Source organism: Dyella sp. C11, from assembly GCF_003121485.1.
Classification (GTDB): Bacteria; Pseudomonadota; Gammaproteobacteria; order Xanthomonadales; family Rhodanobacteraceae; genus Dyella.
Map to the genome: position 1 here is coordinate 129,671 of NZ_QAVX01000006.1, position 17,949 is coordinate 147,619.

At 62.6% G+C, this 17,949-nt stretch carries 16 protein-coding genes; 11 read left to right on the forward strand and 5 right to left on the reverse strand.

The window, feature by feature from the left end; genetic code table 11:
- Window positions 1-92: 92 nt before the first annotated feature.
- The 9 genes from DK366_RS08100 to DK366_RS08140 all read left to right on the forward strand — a co-directional run bounded on the left by DK366_RS08100 (window position 93) and on the right by DK366_RS08140 (window position 9,932).
- Entirely contained in the window at window positions 93-995 is a 903-nt protein-coding gene (locus tag DK366_RS08100) for a DUF692 domain-containing protein (protein WP_109125029.1), read from the forward strand.
- Window positions 988-1,968, forward strand: coding sequence for a hypothetical protein (locus DK366_RS08105; RefSeq protein WP_109125030.1), 981 nt, complete (start codon window positions 988-990; stop codon window positions 1,966-1,968). Before DK366_RS08100 ends, DK366_RS08105 begins: the two co-directional genes overlap by 8 nt.
- 10 nt (window positions 1,969-1,978) lie before the next feature.
- Window positions 1,979-2,782, forward strand: coding sequence for a DNA-binding domain-containing protein (locus DK366_RS08110; protein ID WP_109125031.1), 804 nt, complete (start codon window positions 1,979-1,981; stop codon window positions 2,780-2,782).
- Window position 2,783: 1 nt separating this feature from the next.
- The gene (locus DK366_RS08115) at window positions 2,784-3,287 is read left to right on the forward strand and encodes a DoxX family protein (RefSeq protein ID WP_109125032.1); all 504 of its coding nucleotides are present in this window, start codon (window positions 2,784-2,786) and stop codon (window positions 3,285-3,287) included.
- A gap of 82 nt (window positions 3,288-3,369) precedes the next feature.
- Window positions 3,370-5,016, forward strand: coding sequence for a Na+/H+ antiporter (locus DK366_RS08120; RefSeq protein ID WP_109125112.1), 1,647 nt, complete (start codon window positions 3,370-3,372; stop codon window positions 5,014-5,016).
- Between the two features lie 172 nt (window positions 5,017-5,188).
- Window positions 5,189-5,497, forward strand: coding sequence for a hypothetical protein (locus DK366_RS08125; RefSeq protein WP_198651471.1), 309 nt, complete (start codon window positions 5,189-5,191; stop codon window positions 5,495-5,497).
- Window positions 5,497-6,546: a multidrug transporter subunit MdtN gene (gene mdtN, locus DK366_RS08130; protein WP_109125033.1), complete on the forward strand. Its 1,050-nt coding sequence runs from the start codon at window positions 5,497-5,499 to the stop codon at window positions 6,544-6,546. Before DK366_RS08125 ends, mdtN begins: the two co-directional genes overlap by 1 nt.
- On the forward strand, window positions 6,527-8,422 hold the full coding sequence (locus DK366_RS08135) for an FUSC family protein (RefSeq protein ID WP_109125034.1): 1,896 nt from the start codon (window positions 6,527-6,529) through the stop codon (window positions 8,420-8,422). The genes mdtN and DK366_RS08135 overlap by 20 nt, the downstream gene beginning before the upstream one ends.
- On the forward strand, window positions 8,412-9,932 hold the full coding sequence (locus DK366_RS08140) for a TolC family protein (RefSeq protein WP_198651472.1): 1,521 nt from the start codon (window positions 8,412-8,414) through the stop codon (window positions 9,930-9,932). Before DK366_RS08135 ends, DK366_RS08140 begins: the two co-directional genes overlap by 11 nt.
- A gap of 163 nt (window positions 9,933-10,095) precedes the next feature.
- On the opposite strand, the gene dcp is transcribed toward DK366_RS08140, so the two are convergent.
- Complete coding sequence (gene dcp, locus DK366_RS08145) at window positions 10,096-12,306, reverse strand: peptidyl-dipeptidase Dcp (protein ID WP_109125036.1); 2,211 nt, start codon at window positions 12,304-12,306, stop codon at window positions 10,096-10,098.
- A 240-nt stretch (window positions 12,307-12,546) separates the two neighbouring features.
- Here dcp and gnd point away from each other — a divergent pair, with 240 nt between their 5' ends.
- A complete protein-coding gene (gene gnd / locus DK366_RS08150; RefSeq protein ID WP_109125037.1) occupies window positions 12,547-13,452 on the forward strand; it encodes a phosphogluconate dehydrogenase (NAD(+)-dependent, decarboxylating) in 906 nt (301 codons plus the stop codon).
- Window positions 13,453-13,483: 31 nt separating this feature from the next.
- On the opposite strand, the gene DK366_RS08155 is transcribed toward gnd, so the two are convergent.
- From DK366_RS08155 to DK366_RS08170, 4 genes are all read right to left on the reverse strand, one after another.
- Window positions 13,484-14,191, reverse strand: a complete 708-nt coding sequence (locus DK366_RS08155) for an HAD family hydrolase (protein WP_232820968.1) — start codon at window positions 14,189-14,191, stop codon at window positions 13,484-13,486.
- Window positions 14,185-15,576, reverse strand: a complete 1,392-nt coding sequence (gene zwf, locus DK366_RS08160) for a glucose-6-phosphate dehydrogenase (protein ID WP_109125038.1) — start codon at window positions 15,574-15,576, stop codon at window positions 14,185-14,187. The genes DK366_RS08155 and zwf overlap by 7 nt, the downstream gene beginning before the upstream one ends.
- A gap of 114 nt (window positions 15,577-15,690) precedes the next feature.
- Complete coding sequence (locus tag DK366_RS08165; protein WP_109125114.1) at window positions 15,691-16,176, reverse strand: RidA family protein; 486 nt, start codon at window positions 16,174-16,176, stop codon at window positions 15,691-15,693.
- 100 nt (window positions 16,177-16,276) lie between these two features.
- Window positions 16,277-17,158, reverse strand: a complete 882-nt coding sequence (locus tag DK366_RS08170) for a hypothetical protein (RefSeq protein ID WP_109125039.1) — start codon at window positions 17,156-17,158, stop codon at window positions 16,277-16,279.
- A gap of 192 nt (window positions 17,159-17,350) precedes the next feature.
- On the opposite strand from DK366_RS08170, the gene DK366_RS08175 reads away from it, so the two are divergent.
- Entirely contained in the window at window positions 17,351-17,896 is a 546-nt protein-coding gene (locus DK366_RS08175) for an ECF-type sigma factor (protein WP_157956473.1), read from the forward strand.
- Window positions 17,897-17,949: the final 53 nt, after the last annotated feature.

The window sequence follows — 17,949 nt, forward strand, 5'->3', positions numbered from 1 at the left end:
GTCTGGCGTGTCCTTCGCCACATGCGATGCAGGTTCCACAACATCGCTTGCCGGCGTCCAACCGGTAAACGCGCACCATCTCGAGCCAGGCCATGAAGACCATCAGCGACCTATCAAGCCATGGCAGCGCCCTTCCCCTCTGGCCGCCAGGAGGGACACCACTTTGCGCGGGAGTCGGGCTCAAGCCGGTGCACTACCGGTCCATTCTGGAACAGCGTCCGGGCGTCGGCTTCTTCGAGATTCACGCGGAGAATTACATGGGTGAAGGTGGTCCGCCCCATCGTTACCTGTCCGCCATCCGCGAGCACTACACACTTTCGGTGCATGGCGTGGGGCTTTCGCTGGGCGCCAGCCATCCGCTGGATGAGGCGCACCTGCAAAGGCTCAAGGTACTCATCGATCGATACCAGCCGATGTTTTTTTCCGAGCATCTGGCCTGGTCGACTCATGCGTCAGGGTATCTGAACGATCTGTTGCCTCTCCCTTACACCGCTGAAACGCTGCATCGCGTCGTCGAACACATCGATGCCACCCAGACGTTTCTCGGCCGACGTTTGCTACTCGAGAACCCGTCGACCTATGTCCGGTTCACCGAGAGTACCTATGCCGAACCGGACTTCATCCAGGAGATCGTCCGGCGCACGAGCTGTGGTGTGCTGCTGGATGTCAACAATGTCCACGTGTCAGCCATCAATCACGGGTTTGACCCGTATGCGTACATCGATGCCATCCATCCTTCCTCCGTCGGCGAGATCCATCTGGCCGGCCACACGCATGAATGGGATGAGGACGGATCGCCACTGCTGATTGATACCCACGATCAAAACGTCAGCGACGCGGTCTGGTCGCTATACGCACATGCGATACGAAGAATGGGCGCCGTTCCCACCATGATCGAATGGGACACGCGCATTCCCGGCCTCGATGTCCTTGTGGCCGAATCGCAATTGGCGAACGCGGTAGCACGAGCGGCACAGGAGAAGGTCCATGTCTGAGCGGCAGGTTGTCCTGTACTTTTCCTGGAGTCGGCCCGACGAAACCGAGGCGCCGCTCACCGTCATCAACAACCGTTTTCCGGCGCTGTTCGAGAGCCGCCGCATGCTTTACCCCCGCTACGAGGCCTTCTCGCGCACGGATGTATTCGATCAAGGTATCGGCGGCTTTCTTGACCATATCCAGCTGCCCAACTTCACGGCATTCGCTGAGTACGCCGGAAACATCACACAGCATCCGGTACCGATGGTCGAACGCATGGGAGACGACGGCCTGGCGCAGGAGATCAACGATGAATTGCTGCGGGATGTGGACACGCTCGTCGTCATCAGCCTGGATTCACTGCGCAGCCGACAGGCACCGACCAGCAACGAAATGCAGGCCATTCGCCGATTCCTGGCGCATCCTGATCATCTGCTTTTCGTATGCCCTCACCACGATATCGGTGATGTCAACGGCTTGCCGGAGAACAGGCAGGCGGCACGTCAGGAGCAGGAGTTCTATCACCACGGTGACAAAACCATTCCGCCACAACAGCGATTCGGTGGCTTTGCACGGTCGTTGCTGGCCGAACTCGACATGCCGGTGGAGAATCAGTTCGGCCTCCATCCCCGTCTTGATGCGTCTGGAGAACCCTGGCCATTCCATGCCGATCGTGCGCTGGACCGCTGGCATCTCTTGCGCGACGTGGGGGCGTTCAACGCGCACCCGCACCTGCCGCACCTGGCGCGAATCGGCCCTGCCCTGTCCAGGTTTGATGTGCTGGTCCGCCAGGAGATCTCGCCCGACGCGCCGCCACATCCTTTTCAGCTGGCTGGGACGCCTATGTTCGACGCGCTTCTCCAATCGGCACCCGGCGTATTCCAGGGAACGTTGCTTGTAAGCGACGCCACGCTGTGGAGTTCCACGGCAGGCGGCACCGAGCAACTTCAGAGGTTCTGGACGAATGTGCTGCAACGCGCCCTTCCGGTCTGAGCACGATGCCATGCGCGCGACGACTTTTCAGTCAAGCCAACAAACATTCGCACGGGCGCTTTGCGATGCTCATCTTCCCGTGCCCCACGGCGTCGTGGGGCGTGATGGCGCACCCAGCCTGCGTCGCTTCAACGTCTATCGGAACAACGTGGTGGCCGGGCAGGTCGACACCTTGCGCGACGCCTACCCTGCGACGGCAAGACTGGTGGGAGAGACGTTCTTTCGCGCCATGGCGAGGGATTACGTGCTGACGCACTCGCCGGCCACGCCCATGATGTTCGACTACGGCATCGATTTCCCGTCATTCGTCGATGCCTTCGAGCCGGCCCGCGAGCTGCCTTACCTTGGCGATGTGGCGCGCATCGAGCGTGCCTGGGTGGAGGCCTATCACTCACCCGAAGCGTTACCGCTTTCCGCGCTCGCTCTCCAGGGCGTTCTTTCCAGCAGCGAACCTCGGTGGCTGACGGTGCAACTGCACCCATCCATGCGTGTGTTGTCCTCCCTGTTTCCAGCGTTGTCGATTTGGGAGATGAACACTGGGGCATCGAACGACATGTCAATCGACCTGGATGGCCCGGAGGATGTCCTGATCGTGCGGCCCGATGCGCATGTCCACCTTTATCGCCTGCCGAAAGGGGGCGCCACATTCTTCGCCGCCCTGGCCAAAGGTGCTTCGCTGGTGGACGCCGCCGAACAAACCTTCGCCGGCGACGACGCGTTCGATCTTGTCGCCAGCATGGCCATGCTGATCGATGCGCGCATCGTCATGGGTACACGCGTTGCAACCAAGCCATCGGACTCGCTGGATGCATGACATGACCGACCCTTCACCCCGTTCAGGCGTGGCGTTCTTTCGGCGCGTGCGAGCGGGCATCGCCAACGTCGGTTGGTTGCTGGCGCCAATCGTCGCGCGTATCGCGTTGGCACTCCCATTCCTGCGATCCGGCCGTACACGCTGGGATGGCTTTCTGAGTATTTCGCCGGGCACGGCTTATCTGTTCGAAGATCAGTTCAAGCTGCACGTCTTCGGACATCTCTATGCGTTTCCCGCGCCGGACGTGGTGGCCTTCGTCGTTGGGTGCGCGGAGATCATCCTGCCGCTGCTGCTTCTTGTCGGCCTGGCAACGCGTTTTGCCGCGCTGGGGCTGCTCGCCATGACAGCCGTCATCCAGCTGGTATTCCCCGATGCCTGGGTCAACTTCCACTTGTACTGGGCTGCGCTTGCGCTGGCCATCATGGCACTCGGTGGCGGCCCTCTGTCGCTGGACCACGGTATCGAGATGTTTGCGCAACGGCGCCGCGCGGTTGCCATGCGGTGAAGGCATCACCATCGACTTGCGCAACAGGTACTGCGTAGCGGTCATCGAGTCCACCGCCTCGCCGCGAATCCAGGAGGCCGCCATGGGCACCATCGCATTCATCGTTCTCCTGCTCGGCATGGTGGTTCTCAGCTCGATCATCGTACGTTCCTGTGTCGCCCTGCCGCTGCCGATGGTCCAGATCGCACTGGGCGCGGTGGCCGCCCGCGTCGTCACCTATCGCGTTTCGTTGGAACCGGCGGTGTTGTTTCAGCTGTTCCTGGCACCGCTGCTGTTCCTCGACGGCTGGCGCATTCCCAGGGCAGGTCTGTTCCGCGACAAAGGCACCATCCTGTCCCTCGCCCTTGGGCTTGTGCTGATCACGGTGCTCGGTATCGGTGCCTTCATTCATTGGCTTATCCCGGCCTTCTCATGGCCCGCCGCGTTCGCATTGGCGGCCATTCTTTCGCCGACGGACACCATCGCCGTTTCTTCCGTGGCCGCACGCGTGCCGCTACCCAGGCGATTGATGCTGATCCTGGAGGGCGAGTCCCTGCTCAATGACGCCTCCGGCCTAGTGTGCTTTCGGTTCGCAGTTGTAGCCGCCCTGACGGGCAACTTTGCGCTGTGGCGGGCGGCGGGCACGTTTCTCTGGCTTGCGGTGGGTGGGCTTGTTGCCGGCGCCGCGATCTGCCTGGCAGCCAATGCCGCGAAGGACTGGGTATCGCGCCGCTGGGGCGAGGACGTCGGTGCGCAAATCCTGGTGAGCCTGATCATCCCCTTTGCCGCCTATCTGATGGCGGATGCGATCGGCGCTTCAGGCATTCTGGCCGCCGTGGCGGCGGGCCTCATGATGGGCATCGAAGAGCGTGCCGGACGGGCTTCCGCCATCACCCGCATCCAACGTGCCGCTGTCTGGGACGCCGTGCAGTTCGCAGGAAACGGGGTGATCTTCGTGCTGCTGGGCCATCAGCTCCCAGAAATACTTGGCGGCGCAAACACAGCCATACGACAGGCCGGCGTGAGTGGCCTGCCGTGGTTCGCTTTCGATGTGCTCGCCGTCTGCGTCGCACTCGCCGCCCTACGCGCTGCCTGGACGGGGGTGGCGTTGGGCGTTCGCTACGGGCTCGGGGAGCGCGTGGCGACAGATAGCTCCACGAGTCTTGCGCGCCTGGTGGCGATCAGCACCTTCGCCGGCGCGCGCGGCGCGGTGACGCTGGCCGCCGCCATGGCCATTCCGTTGGTCGCGCGCGCCGACGTACCCTGGCCCGCGCGTGATGTGTCCATTTTGATGGCGGCCGGCGTCATTCTGGTCTCTCTGGTATCCGCAAACGCAGGGCTGGCCCTGGTGACGCGCCCTCTCAAGAGATCGGCAACCTCCGCGACCGGAGAGGAAAACGGCATCCGATCCCTGGCCGCCCTCGCTGCGTTGCAGGCGATCGAGCAGGCCCTGCGCGAACCCATGGCGCAAGGTTCCCGTGCCCACGTTTACGCGCAAGCAGGAGGTCGGATTGCAGCGGACTATCACCGGCGCATCGCTGCCCACTCACCCACCGCGGCAGACAAACCATCAGCGCGGCAAGCCAGCGAGGTCGAACGACGCCTGCGGTTAGTGGCACTCGCCGCGGAGCGAAAGGAATTGAACAGTGCCGCGACATTCGGCCGGCAAAGCCAGGAACTGATACGCGAGCTGGTGTACGAGATCGACCTTCAGGAATCTCAGCTCACCTCGCAGGCGCGCCGGACGTGAACGGCCATACGCCATGACGACGACCTCAGCCTGCTGTCGCCCTGTCTCCTGCTTATCTCCCGTGCAAGCGTTCACAAAACGGCGACCTGATCACCTGTCTAGTCTGCCCATCGCCCGACGGACCGGGGGGCGTGCGCGCATACGGAAACGTTGCACCAAAGGGGCACGGGTCATGAGCGAGTTCACATTCGCAGCGCTAGAGCGCAGCCGGCGCGTCATCGCACGCGCGTGGCTGCCTTGTGCGACAGCAAGCATGCTGGGCGGCTGTACTTCCGGTTCGGCACCGGCACTCGTGCTCTTCGGCGCCTATTTCCCAAGCTGGCTGCTCTTCGCCATCCTGGCGATAGTCATCGCTATCGTGGCGCGCATTGCCTTCGGGATGGTCGGCTGGGCGCCTTCGCTACCGTTTCCGCTATTCACGTGCCTCGCAATCGGTGTGCTGGTCGCAGGCGCTGTCGACCTTGTGTGGCTGGGCAACTGATGCGTGCCGTCGGAGAACATCGCCCTTCCCGTATGGCGAAGCTGCTGGCGCTGCTGGTCATCGCAACGGCCGTGGTGATGCTCGTGGTCATCATTCGGCGCGCCGTCGAAAACCCATCCACCGACGCGGCCTCCATCGACGCGGATGTCGTGCACGTCGCTTCCGAGGTCGGTGGTCGGGTGATCCGACTTGAGGTCAGCGAAAACGCCTCGGTGAAACGGGGCGACGTGATGTTCCAGATCGACCCGGGGCCGTATCGCGATGCCGTGGCACAAACGCGCGCCGATCTTGCACTCGCCGAGGCTTCACTCGACACCCAGCGTCGCGTGGTCTCGACGCAGAACTCCACGGCCACCATTGCGGCAGACCAGACGCGCAAAGCAGCGGAGAACGCTGCGCTTACGCAGCGCACGGTCGAACGCCTGCGCCCACTCGCCCAGGCGGGATACATCCCCGAACAACAGCTCGACCAGGCCGAAGTGGCTGCGCGTGACGCCGCCAAATCACTCAGCCAGGCGAAGGAGCAGCAGGCCGCAGCGGCCAACGCCGTGGACACCACGGCAGGTGCCGAAGCCGCGGTGCAGGCCAGGCGCGCTGCACTGGCGATTGCCGAACGAGCCTTGGAACACACTACTGTGCTGGCACCGCATGACGGCCGGGTCGTCGGGCTCTCGGTAACCAGCGGCGAAATCGTCGCGCCGTCGCAATCCTTGTTCACCCTGATTGCATCGGACGAGTGGTTCTCCGTCGGCAATTTTCGGGAGACCGTGCTCAAGCACGTCACCGTGGGCGACTGCGCCACGGTGTATTCCCTCATCGATCGCTCCCGTCCGATGCACGGCATTATCACCGGCATCGGCTCAGGGGTGCTGGACACCGAACGCGTCGACCTGCCGCGTGGCGTGCCCTATGTCGAACGCTCACTCAACTGGGTTCGCGTGTCGCAACGCTTTCCCGTTCGCGTGAAGCTGGAGAATCCTCCGCCGGATCTGGTGCGGCTCGGCGCCAGTGCCATCATCGAGGTCGATCATGGCGTCGCTTGTCGGTGATCATGCGCGGGGTACGCTTCGTGCCCGCTGGCGAGAGCTGCTGGAACGCACGCCGGGTCGCGCGGAATTTGCCCTGCGCCTGGCAATCATCTGTGCACTGACCGCGTGGATAGGCTTGTCCTATCGCACGCTGGACGTGGCGCTTTCCACCTACGTCGTGTTCTTCATGAACAAGCCCGATCGCACCAGCAGCATGCTGACGAGCGTGGCTTTCACCATCCTGGTCGGCATCCTCATCGGCCTGCTCATCTTGATCGCAGGCGTGGCCGTGGATATACCGCCGCTGCGTGTGGCCATCATGGCGGCCATATCGATGGCACTGCTGTTCCTGGCATCGGCGAGCAAGCTCAAGCCCCTGGCCTCCACCATTGCGTTGATTCTTGTCTATGCCCTGGACCTGCTGGGCAAGATACCGGAGGGCGAACTGATTACGCGCGCCCTGCTCTACGTCTGGTTGCTGGTCGCCATTCCTGCCGGCGTGTCCGTGCTGGTCAATCTCTTGATGGGCCCTTCGCCCACGCACCTGGCCGAACGTGCCATCGCGCTGCGACTGCGAGCCGCGCGGGCACTGCTCGTGACACCCGATGCCGTCTCGCGACACAGCGTTGCAAGCTTGCGGGCGCAAGGCGATGCGGACATTCGGAAGCATCTCCACCTGGCCGCACTGGAGAAGACCTCCGCGCTTGCCGATGTGGCATCGCTTCAACAGGCAACGGGCTCTACCAGCGTGCTGCTGCTTCTGGTCGAGCAGATCGATCGCGTGGGCAACGCAACCGTCGCCTGGCGGCAGGAGGCCGCGACGCGTCTTGCCGATATGGCGGCCATCCTCGACCGTCACCTTTACCCCGTCGACATCGCCCCGATCGCGCCAGACGGTGTACCGCCGTCGAGCGCGGCGGCCTCCCTGACCAGTGATTTCAACGCCGTGCTGATTTCCTTTGCGATCACCCCGAAGGAACCCGTCAACGAAACCGCCGGAGAGAAGACCGGCTTTTTCGTGGCGGATGCGTTCCACAACCCCGAACACATCCAGTACGCCACGAAAGTGACCATGGCAGCGATGCTCTGCTATCTCTTCTATTCGCTCACGGACTGGCAAGGTATTCATACCTGCCTGATCACCTGCTACATCGTCGGGCTCGACACCACGGGCGAAACGGTTGAAAAGCTGTTGTTGCGCTTGACGGGTGCATTGACAGGCGCGTCGATAGGCATCGCTGCCATCGTCTGGCTGACACCGGCCATCGACAACGTGAGTGGCTTGCTGGCCCTCGTCTTTGCAGGGGCTCTTGCCGGCGGCTGGATCGCGGCCGGCAGCCCGCGCATTGCGTATGCAGGCTTCCAGCTGACGTTCGCGATCTTGCTGTGCGTCATTCAGGGATCGTCGCCGGCTTTCGACTTGAGCATCGCACGCGACCGCATCATCGGCATCCTGCTCGGCATCGGCGTGGTCTATGTCATCTTCGTCTCCGTCTGGCCGGTGAGCATTGCGCGAGGCATCGATCCCGCACTGTCGTCGCTGTTCCGGCAGCTCGCCGGCATCGGGCGACTGAAGGCGGTCATGGCTCGGCTCTATGCGTTGCCGAACATTCGTCCCGTCGCGGCGAAGATCGACACGGACCTTCAGATCGCCTACTACGAACCCTCGTCACTGCAACCGCCTGCGGATTGGCTCAAGCGCAGGCAAGCGCTTCTGAAACGTCTGCCGTCTCTCGAATATCCCTTGCTCTACAACGATGGAGACCAGGATCTCGATAGCGCGGCAGACCGTTTCGACCGAATGGCGGACGCGATCGACCGCGGCGATGCGGAGTCACTCTTCGCCCAGGCGAATGTCGAGGGTCACCCCGGATGGGAGCAGAACCTTGCGCACTAGCCTTGCCGTGCTGTCGCTGACGTTGGCCCTCTGTGGATGCGCGACATCATCGCTGCAGATGGCGCCGGCGGCGCCTGATCATCCGTGGTCGCCTTCCGTGGATGCATCCGGCACGTTGACGGCCAGCCATTCGGCGTCCTCGATCACGCCATCACAAGGCTATGTACTTCCGCCCAATCCAGCCGTGGGTGATCTGCCGGTCGCGCCCATCGATACCAGCCACGTGTACACCCTGGCCGATCTCATCGACCTCGCCGAGAGCACCAATCCCGACACACGCGTCGCATGGAATGTTGCCCGCAACGCTGCACTTACCGCAGGCGTCGCTCGCAGTACCTATCTTCCCCGCATCAGCGCGACGGCACTCGGCGCCCGACAGACAGCCAGCGGAACCAGCTCCGCACTGGGACTTTCGGCGAACCAGAACGACACCTTCACCGGCTCGGTGGAAGTGCTTTCGCTGGAGTGGCTGCTGTTCGACTTCGGGCAGCGCGATGCCCTGGTCGATGCGGCCGATCAAGGCGTTGTCATCGCCAATATCGGATTTACGAGTGCTCACCAGAAGCTTATCCACGCCGTCAGCCTCGCGTTCTATGCCTATTCGGCGGCGTCCGCACGGGCCGACAGCGCGGACCTGTCGCTCAAGGACGCCCGCAATATCCAGACGGCCGCCGAAAGCCGTAAGAAACACGGCATCGGCACGGTCATCGAGGTAGCACAGGCACGCCAACTGACCGCTCAGGCCGAACTTGCCAGAGTCAGTGCCGACGGCAACAAGTCCGACGCCTACGCGGCACTGCTCTCGGCCATGGGCGTATCACCGCTATCGCGCATACAGGTTGCCGATGCATCGCAGCGTCCGCTTCCCGCGGATCTCGATCGCCCCATTGATCGCGCACTGACAGATGCGCTGGCACGACGTCCCGACGTCTTGGCGGCCGTTGCCGCCCAGAAGGCTGCCGATGCGGGTGTACGGGCAGCCAAGGCCGATTTTCTTCCCAAGGTATTCCTATCGGCCGTAGGTACACACGCCAATGGCAGTCTTGATCTTTCCGCAGTGCCGGCCATCGGTGATCAGTCGCCCACGGTCAATCTGTCCAATCGTCGCTGGGGTGCCACCGTGCTGGTAGGCGTGACGGTTCCCATCTACAGCGGTGGCGTGCGCAATGCGGCGCTGGCGCAGGCGCGCAACCGGGCCGACTCCGCCGAAGAAACGCTTTCGCGTGTCAAGCTCGATGCTTCCCAGGAAGTGGTATTGGCGAATTCCCGATTGCACACCAGCCTCTCTGCCGTGTCCGCCTCGCGCGCGTTGCTCGATGCATCCCAAGTCACGTATGACGCGTCGCTGGCTGCGTTTCGACAAGGCGTGGGATCATCCACTGACATCCTGATGGCCGAACGCCAATTGCTGGAGGCCCGCAATGCCTCCGTCGATGCGCATAGCGCTGCGCTCTCTGCTGCAGCAACGCTTGCACTGGCCTGTGGAACGCTGGGAGCAGCACCGAACTGAATGCCGATAACGACGGTATGTTGTTCGTCTATCGACTTGCGATGCTCTCTCCGCCGCCCTCTTGATCGTGGCAAGTATCGAGCCCGTTTCACTTTCCACGTATCCATTTAAAAAAGAAAAGGGGTCGGACTGGCCGACCCCTTCCTCTCTCAGTGCCAAGACATCACTGCGTCTTGGATGGTGCTTCCTTCAGACCGCGGTTGAGCAGCATCGGTTCGATGCTTGGGTCCTTGCCGCGCCAGTTCTTGTACATGGTGGCCAGGTCCTGCGTATTGCCCTGCGAGAGAATCATCGCGCGGAAGCGATCACCGTTTTCGCGGGTCAGGCCGCCCTTGTCGACGAAGCCCTGGAAGGCATCGTCGGCCAGCATTTCCGTCCACAGGTAGGCGTAGTAACCGGCAGCATAGCCACCGCCCCAGATGTGCTGGAAGTAGCTGGAGCGGTAGCGTGGTGGCACGTAGCTCAGGTTGATCCTGGCCTTGGTGAGCGCGTCCGTCTCGAACTTGTCTGGGTCCTGCTTCGGCGCGCCGGCCGGCAGGCTGTGCCAGCTCATGTCCAGCAACGCGGCCGAAAGCAGCTCGGTCATGTCGTAGCCCTTGTTGAAGGTCTTGGCCTTCTTGATCTTCTCGACCAGTTCGGCCGGCATCGGTTCGCCGGTCTTGTAGTTCTTCGCGTAGTTGGCGAAGACCTTCGGATCGGTCGCCCAGTGCTCGTTGAACTGCGACGGGAATTCCACGAAGTCGCGCGCCGTTGCCGAACCCGAAAGGCTCGGGTATTCGGAGTTCGCGAACATGCCATGCAGACCGTGGCCGAATTCATGGAACATGGTGATCACGTCGTCGAACGAGAGCAGCGCCGGTTGGCCCGGAGCGGGCTTGGTGAAGTTGGCGACGTTGAACACCACGGGCTTGGTGCCCATCAGTTTCGATTGCGCCACCAGGTTGCTCATCCACGCGCCGCCCTGCTTGTTGTCGCGCTTGAAGTAGTCGCAATAGAACAGCGCCATGGAGGTGCCGTCCTTGTCGAATACCTCGAACACGCGCACGTCAGGCTGCCAGACGGGGATGTCCTTGCGTTCCTTGAAGGTCAGCCCGTAGAGCTGGTTGGCGGCGTAGAACACGCCGTTCTGCAGCACGTTGTCCAGTTCGAAGTACGGCTTGATCTGCGATTCGTCGAGATCGTACTTGGCCTTGCGCACCTGCTCGGAATAGTGATTCCAGTCCCATGCCTCGACCTTGAAGCCGCCCTTCTGCTGGTCGATCACATCCTGGATGTCCTTGGCTTCGCGCTCGGCGCGCGCCGCTGCAGCCGGCGCCAGCTTGTCCATGAAGCCAATCGCCGCTTCCGGCGTCTTGGCCATCTGGTCTTCCAGCTTCCATGCGGCGTAACTGGAGAAGCCCAGCAGCTTGGCCTGCTCGGCGCGAATCTGCGCGATGCGGGCGATCAGGTCGCGCGTGTCGTTGTCGTCGCCCTTTTCCGCACGGTTCCACGACGCCTTGAACAACTGCTCGCGCGTGGCGCGGTCATTGAGGTTCTGCAACGCCGGCTGTTGCGTGGTGTTCTGCAGAGGAATGACCCACTTGCCGTCCAACTTGCGACTGGCAGCTGCCTGCGCAGCCGCGGCGATGTCGCCATCGGACAATCCATCGAGTCTGGTCTTGTCATCCACCACCAGCGCACCGGCCTTGGTACCAGCCAGCAATTTCTTGGTGAACTGCGCGCCCAGGCCGGACGCCTCCTTGTTGAGGTCCTTGAGCTTCGCCTTGTCGGCATCGGAAAGTTTTGCGCCGCCGCGCACGAAGTTCTTGTAGGTGACTTCAACCAGGCGCCTGGATTCGGGATCGAGCTTCAGCGAATCGCGCTGGTCGTAGATTGCCTCGATGCGCTTGAAGAGCTTGTCGTTCAGGACGATGGCGTCCTGATGCTCCGCAAACCTGGGCGCCTCTTCCTGTTGCACTTTCTGCAGCACGTCGTTGGTGTTGGCGCCCGTTACCGCAAAGAACGCTCGGCGAACACGGGACAGCAGCTGACCCGACTTCTCCATGGCAACGAAGGTATTTTCGAAGGTCGGCGCATCCGGGTTGTCGGCGATCTTGTAGATCTCCTCCAGGTGCTGCTTCATGCCCTCCTCCAGCGCCGGCTGGTAATCGCCATCCTTGATCTTGTCGAACGGCGGTGCCTCGAACGGCAGCGTGCTGGGCGAGAGGAAGGGGTTAACCGCGCTGGCTTCGGCGACCGGTGCGGCTGTCGAGGCCAGGGCGGGTGCGGTGCCGGCAGCAGCGGGAGCCGGCGGAGCAGCCGGTTCGTTCGACTGCTGCGAACAGGCGGCCAGTGCCATGGACGTGGCCAATACAAGTGTGCGAAGGCGTGGCATCAACAATTCCCCAATGGATTACGCAAACCCCGACCTAACCACACCTTGCCGCGCCTGCCATGGGTCGAAAGTCAGGCTCGCTTCATTTGAGGCTAATGCACCCAAGGAAAGCCACGCCAGGGGAAACGCACGCCATGTCTTTGATCGATGAATTCCGCAGTCACGCCCGCTTGCCTCACGCGGGTTCACCATGCAGGCTTCAGGCATCACCTTCCGTCGATAGTTCACTAAGGACGTTCCATGAAACTTGGCATGATCGGTTTGGGCAGGATGGGGGCCAACATGGCCCAGCGGCTGATGAAGGGCGGTCACGCCGTGGTGGGTTTCGATCCGCAACCGGCCGCAAGGAAGGATCTTGAGGGCAAGGGCGCGCAACCGGCGGATTCGCTGGCTGCGCTGGTGGCTGCCCTGCCCGCGCCGCGCACGCTCTGGCTGATGGTGCCGGCAGGCGAAATCACCGACTCCAGCCTGGATACGTTGCTGCCGTTGCTTGCCGCGGGCGATACCATCATTGATGGCGGCAATTCGTTCTACAAGGACACGCTGCGCCGCGCGAAGCATTTCGCCGAGCACGACATCGCCTATGTCGACTGCGGCACCAGTGGAGGCGTGTGGGGCCTTGAAGAAGGCTACAGCCTGATGATCGGTGGCGAAAAAGCCGCGGTGGAACGCGTGCGTTCGTTGTTCGAAGCGTTGGCGCCCACCAAGGAACTCGGCTGGGCGCACGTTGGCCCCGTGGGTTCGGGCCACTTTACCAAGATGGTCCACAACGGCATCGAATACGGAATGATGCAAGCGTATGCGGAAGGTTTTTCCATCCTGCGCCACAAGGCCGAGTTCGATCTCGACCTGCAACAGGTGGCCGAGATCTGGCGTTATGGCAGTGTGGTGCGCTCGTGGCTGCTCGACCTCACTGCCGATGCCTTGAAGAAGAACCCGAACATGTCCGGCATTGCGCCGTATGTGGCTGATTCCGGTGAAGGCCGCTGGACGGTGGACGAAGCCATCGAGTTGAACGTGCCCGCACCCGTGATCACGCAGTCGCTCATCGAACGACTGCGCTCTCGCGACAAGGATTCCTTCACCGACAAGTTGCTGTCCGCCATGCGCAACGAGTTCGGCGGACACCCCATCAAGAAGGAATAATCGACGCTTCCCGCTGCCGTCCCGCCGGAGCTTACTCCGGCGTGGCGGCTTCGCTGACGCCAGTCGCTACCGGGAGGTCCGCCGCTGTCCAACCGCGCAGATCGGCAATGTGCTCGATGGTGCGATCCGGCGCCGGATCAATCACCAGGCTGTCCGCCTCCAGCGCGTAATGCCCCTGTCGCACGAACACGGTGGTGATGCGCGAGCCGAAGATGCGCTTCATCGCGGCCAGCAGCTGCGGCTTGTCGTCGACCATCACGTAATGTGCCGCCGGGTATTCGCGCTGGATGGCCTCCGTCATGCGCTCCTTGTGCACATAGACCAACACGCGTCCTTCCACCGCCTGCCACAAGCCGGCCCGCTGGATCTTGCGCGGCTGGAACACGATGTCGCCATCGGACAGGATCACCGTGGTGCCCAGCGTGGCAAGATGTTCCAGTGTTTCCAGCACACCTGAAAACAGGCGCATGTTGAACGGGTATTCGAGCAGGAACGTGGACAGGGACAGCAAGCCCTGCTGGTACTCGTGGTCCACGCGAAACTGCTGCAGCGTGCCGAGATAGTCGGCGTAACCCAACGTACCGCGCAGCTTGTTGTAGATGGACCAGTAACGTTCGCGTTCCATCGGTCCGACGTCCTGGTCGAGCCGCGCCGTCAGGTCGGCGGCGAAACGGTCGTTGTCCAGCAGGGTGTTGTCGACGTCCAGCAGAAATACCACTGGCGCGGGCGTCGTTAGCATGGTGAGGTTTCCTCCGGTCTTGGGTCGTGCCATCCGCCGTCGTTGGCGGTGAGGGCATCGGCTGCTGCCGGCCCCCAGGTTCCAGGTTGATATTCGTGCACGGGCGTCTTGTCGTCGAGCACGGGTTCGACAACGGCCCATGCCGCTTCCACGCAGGCATCGCTGGCGAACTGCGAGGCATCGCCGTGCAGGGCGTCACCCAACAAGCGCTGATAGGCAGAGCCTTCCTGCGGTGAATGGTGTCGCGCTACCAGTTCCACCGGTTCGCCGTGCATGGTTTCACCGGCTTGCTTCACGCGAGCGCCGGTGGAAATCACCACTTCGGGACTCAGCCTGAAACGGAAATAGTTCGACTGTTGCGCGGACAGGGCATCGAACACCGCCAGCGGCGGCCGGCGCAAGGTCACCATCACCTCGCAGCTGGTGATGGGCAGGCATTTGCCCGTGCGTATGTAGAACGGCACGCCCGCCCAGCGCCAGGTGTCGATGAACAGGCGCAATGCCACGAAGGTTTCCACCTGCGAATCGGGCGCGACGCCTTTCTCATCGCGATAGCCGCGGAACTGCCCGCGGACCACGTGTTTCGGATCGAGCGGGCGCATGGACTGGAACACGCGATGCTTCTCCGCCTGCGTAGCCGCCGGTTCGCGCCCCATCGGCGCTTCCATCGCCAGCAGCGCGGTCACCTGGAACAGATGATTCTGCACCACGTCGCGCAGCGCGCCGGCTTCATCGTAGAACGCGCCACGGCCCTGCACGCCGAAGTTCTCGGCCATGGTGATCTGCACGTTCTCGATGTACGTGCGATTCCAGATGGGCTCGAGAAACGTATTGGCGAAGCGGAAGTACAACAGGTTCTGCACCGCTTCCTTGCCCAGGTAGTGGTCGATCCGAAAGATGTGCGATTCGGGGAACACTTCGTGCAGCGTGCGATTCAATTGCTTCGCCGAAGCCAGGTCATGACCAAACGGCTTTTCGAGAATGATGCGCGCGCCCTCAGCGCACCCGGACGTCGCCAGCCCCTGCACCACCGTATCGAACAGGGTGGGCGGAATGGCCATGTAATGCAGCGGGCAACGCGCGTGGCCCAAAGCCTGCTTCAGCTGCACGTACGTCGCCGGGTCCTTGTAGTCGCCGTCGATGTAGCGGAGTTGCTTGCAGAGCTTGGCAAAAGCCGCCTCGTCGACGCCGCCATGTTCCTCAAGGCTTTGTCGCGCGCGTTCGCGCAACTGGTCCACGGTCATGTCGCCGTGCGCGACGCCGATGATGGGCATGTCCAGCGCGCCGGCCTTTATCAGCCCTTGCAGCGCGGGAAAGATCATCTTGTAGGCAAGGTCGCCTGTGGCACCAAAGAAGACGAAAGCATCCGATCGCGTGTCACTCATGATGCGTAGCCGACTCCATCGCCACAGTGGAACGAGAACGGTGACCCATCACATGTTAAATCCAGGCATGCAAGGCATGGGATTGGCGTGAGGCGGAGCGTGGGTTCTTGCGTTTCAGTGGTGGATCGAAAGCTCGGCTTCGATCTCCACGGGGATATTGAACGGCAATTCCGCCATGCCCACGGCACTGCGCGTGTGGGCACCACGCTCATCGCCGAACAACTCGATGATGAGATCGGAAAACCCGTTGATCACCTGCGGCTGCTGGATGAAGCCCGGCGCCGAATTCACCATGCCGAACACACGATGCCAGCCGTCGACGCGGTCCAGGTCGCCGATGGCGCGCTTGAGGCTGGAAAGCATGGACAGCGCGACCAGGCGTGCCGACGCATAGCCCTCCTCCACCGACAACTCCGCTCCCACCTTGCCGAACGGCCCCGCCATCTGGCCATCGCTGCCCTGCGGACCGAGCCCGGAAATCAGCACACGCGTGCCGCGCACCTGCACGAACTGGAATGGCAGGCGCAAACCGGGCGGCAGCGTGAAGGGCGGAGGCAGCGTGAGTCCCAGCGCGGAAAGGCGTGCATCGATATCGCTCATGGTGCGTCCGGTGGCCTGAAGATGTGCGCCAAGCATAGCCTCATGCGCCCGATGACTGCTGGTGCACGGAGGCTCCGCCGCAGCGGAGCCTCCGCGTGACTCAGTGCCCGTGAACCGACGGCTTGGGCGTTGCGACCATGCCGTGGCGATGTCCTGTGGCATCAAGATAGTCGCCAGCGATCACGCCAAGATTGTTGATGGCCGTGGCGAATGTTGCCGCTGCGCCAGGCATGTCGAACGTCTGGAACTTGCCGTTCGATTCGACGAACGAGTGAATGCCGCCCGCGGCGTCAAAGTAGTAACCGGCGACCTGCCCCACATCGTTGATGCCCAGCGCCACGGTGCCGGCTGAATTGGGCACATCAAGCGTGCTGATCCGGCCCTTCGCGTCGCGATAGAAGCCATGCACGGCGCCCGCGGCGGTGTCCCAGTAGCCGACCGACTCGCCGGTGTCGTTGATGCCCAGGGGATAGGTGTCGCGCGCGCCGCTGACATCGAACGACGTATCCCAGTTGCGACCGATGCGCAGAATGCCGTGGTACACGCCGTCCGCATCCCAGTAGACGCCAAGGATGGCGCCGAAATCGTTGACGCCGTCCACGTTGGAATTGAGATGGCCCGGGAAATCCACCGTGCTCAGGCGATTGCCCTGGATGACGAAGCCATGCTGAATGCCTGTGGCATCGGCATAGCCGCCAAACGTGGTGCCGACGTCATTGGGACCGCCCGCTGCACTGAAATACGTGCCCAGCACGGCCGTATCCAGCAGCTGGAAGCGGCCCTGGCGAAATGCCATGGCATGCGCCGTGCCGCCATTGATCTCGTACTGACCAGCCAGCTCACCGAAATCGTTGATGCCCCAGTAGATGGTCTGTGACGATCCCGGGACATCGAGTGTCTGGAAGTTGTATGACGCACTGGCATTGCTGGTTCCATCGGCCAGCGCGACACCGGACAGCCCGGTGAAAGCAAGTGCAAGCAAAGCCGCGGCCCTTGTGAGCCGACCATTCGTAGCGCGATGATTCGACATGACTTCTCTCCTCTCTTGGATGCGACGGGCGATGGCATTCCCTGGATATGCAGCCGTTCCCACTCACGCCATCTCCCCTTACAGCGCAAAAGGGGAACGGTTTGCGACATCGCCTTCGCCACGTCATGCGATGACCCTGCTTCCATGAGCCCGGATCCGCAGATCACCGAAGTGCTTTCCCGCGCTGCCGGTGGCGATGCCGCGGCATTCGACACGCTGATTCCACGCATCTACGCCACGCTGCATCGCCTTGCGCGGCGCCAGCGCGCCCACGAAGCCGCGCATACGCTGGAGACGACGGCGCTGGTGCATGAGGCCTACCTCAAGCTCATGGCGCAGGAGCACATGAACTTTCCTGACCGTGCGCATTTGTACGCGTACATGAGCCAGGTGATGCGCCACATCCTGATCGACCACGCGCGACGTCGTAAGGCGCAGAAACGCCAGGCACCGGAGCTCACGGCGCCACAGGACGCATCGAACATCATCGACGTGCTCGCCATCGACGAAGCACTGAACCAGCTCGCCGCCGCCAATGAACGCCTTGCGCGCGTGGCGGAACTGCGGCTGTTCGCCGACCTGTCCAGCCCGGACATCGCCGAGGCACTGGGGGTCACCGCACGCACCGTGGAGCGCGACTGGCTGAAGGCGCGCACGTTTCTCTCCGCCTGCCTGATGCCCGCGTCGTAACGCCATGTCGCTCCGGGCGCGCCAAATTCGCTATAGGGTCATACCGGTCCGGA

Coding starts and splice junctions, on each gene's coding strand:
- DK366_RS08100 (WP_109125029.1), top strand. CDS start 93: ATGAAGACCATCAGCGACCTATCAAGCCATGGCAGCGCCCTTCCCCTC.
- DK366_RS08105 (WP_109125030.1), top strand. CDS start 988: ATGTCTGAGCGGCAGGTTGTCCTGTACTTTTCCTGGAGTCGGCCCGAC.
- DK366_RS08110 (WP_109125031.1), top strand. CDS start 1,979: ATGCGCGCGACGACTTTTCAGTCAAGCCAACAAACATTCGCACGGGCG.
- DK366_RS08115 (WP_109125032.1), top strand. CDS start 2,784: ATGACCGACCCTTCACCCCGTTCAGGCGTGGCGTTCTTTCGGCGCGTG.
- DK366_RS08120 (WP_109125112.1), top strand. CDS start 3,370: ATGGGCACCATCGCATTCATCGTTCTCCTGCTCGGCATGGTGGTTCTC.
- DK366_RS08125 (WP_198651471.1), top strand. CDS start 5,189: ATGAGCGAGTTCACATTCGCAGCGCTAGAGCGCAGCCGGCGCGTCATC.
- mdtN (WP_109125033.1), top strand. CDS start 5,497: ATGCGTGCCGTCGGAGAACATCGCCCTTCCCGTATGGCGAAGCTGCTG.
- DK366_RS08135 (WP_109125034.1), top strand. CDS start 6,527: ATGGCGTCGCTTGTCGGTGATCATGCGCGGGGTACGCTTCGTGCCCGC.
- dcp (WP_109125036.1), bottom strand. CDS start 12,306: ATGCCACGCCTTCGCACACTTGTATTGGCCACGTCCATGGCACTGGCC.
- gnd (WP_109125037.1), top strand. CDS start 12,547: ATGAAACTTGGCATGATCGGTTTGGGCAGGATGGGGGCCAACATGGCC.
- DK366_RS08155 (WP_232820968.1), bottom strand. CDS start 14,191: ATGCTAACGACGCCCGCGCCAGTGGTATTTCTGCTGGACGTCGACAAC.
- zwf (WP_109125038.1), bottom strand. CDS start 15,576: ATGAGTGACACGCGATCGGATGCTTTCGTCTTCTTTGGTGCCACAGGC.
- DK366_RS08165 (WP_109125114.1), bottom strand. CDS start 16,176: ATGAGCGATATCGATGCACGCCTTTCCGCGCTGGGACTCACGCTGCCT.
- DK366_RS08175 (WP_157956473.1), top strand. CDS start 17,351: ATGAGCCCGGATCCGCAGATCACCGAAGTGCTTTCCCGCGCTGCCGGT.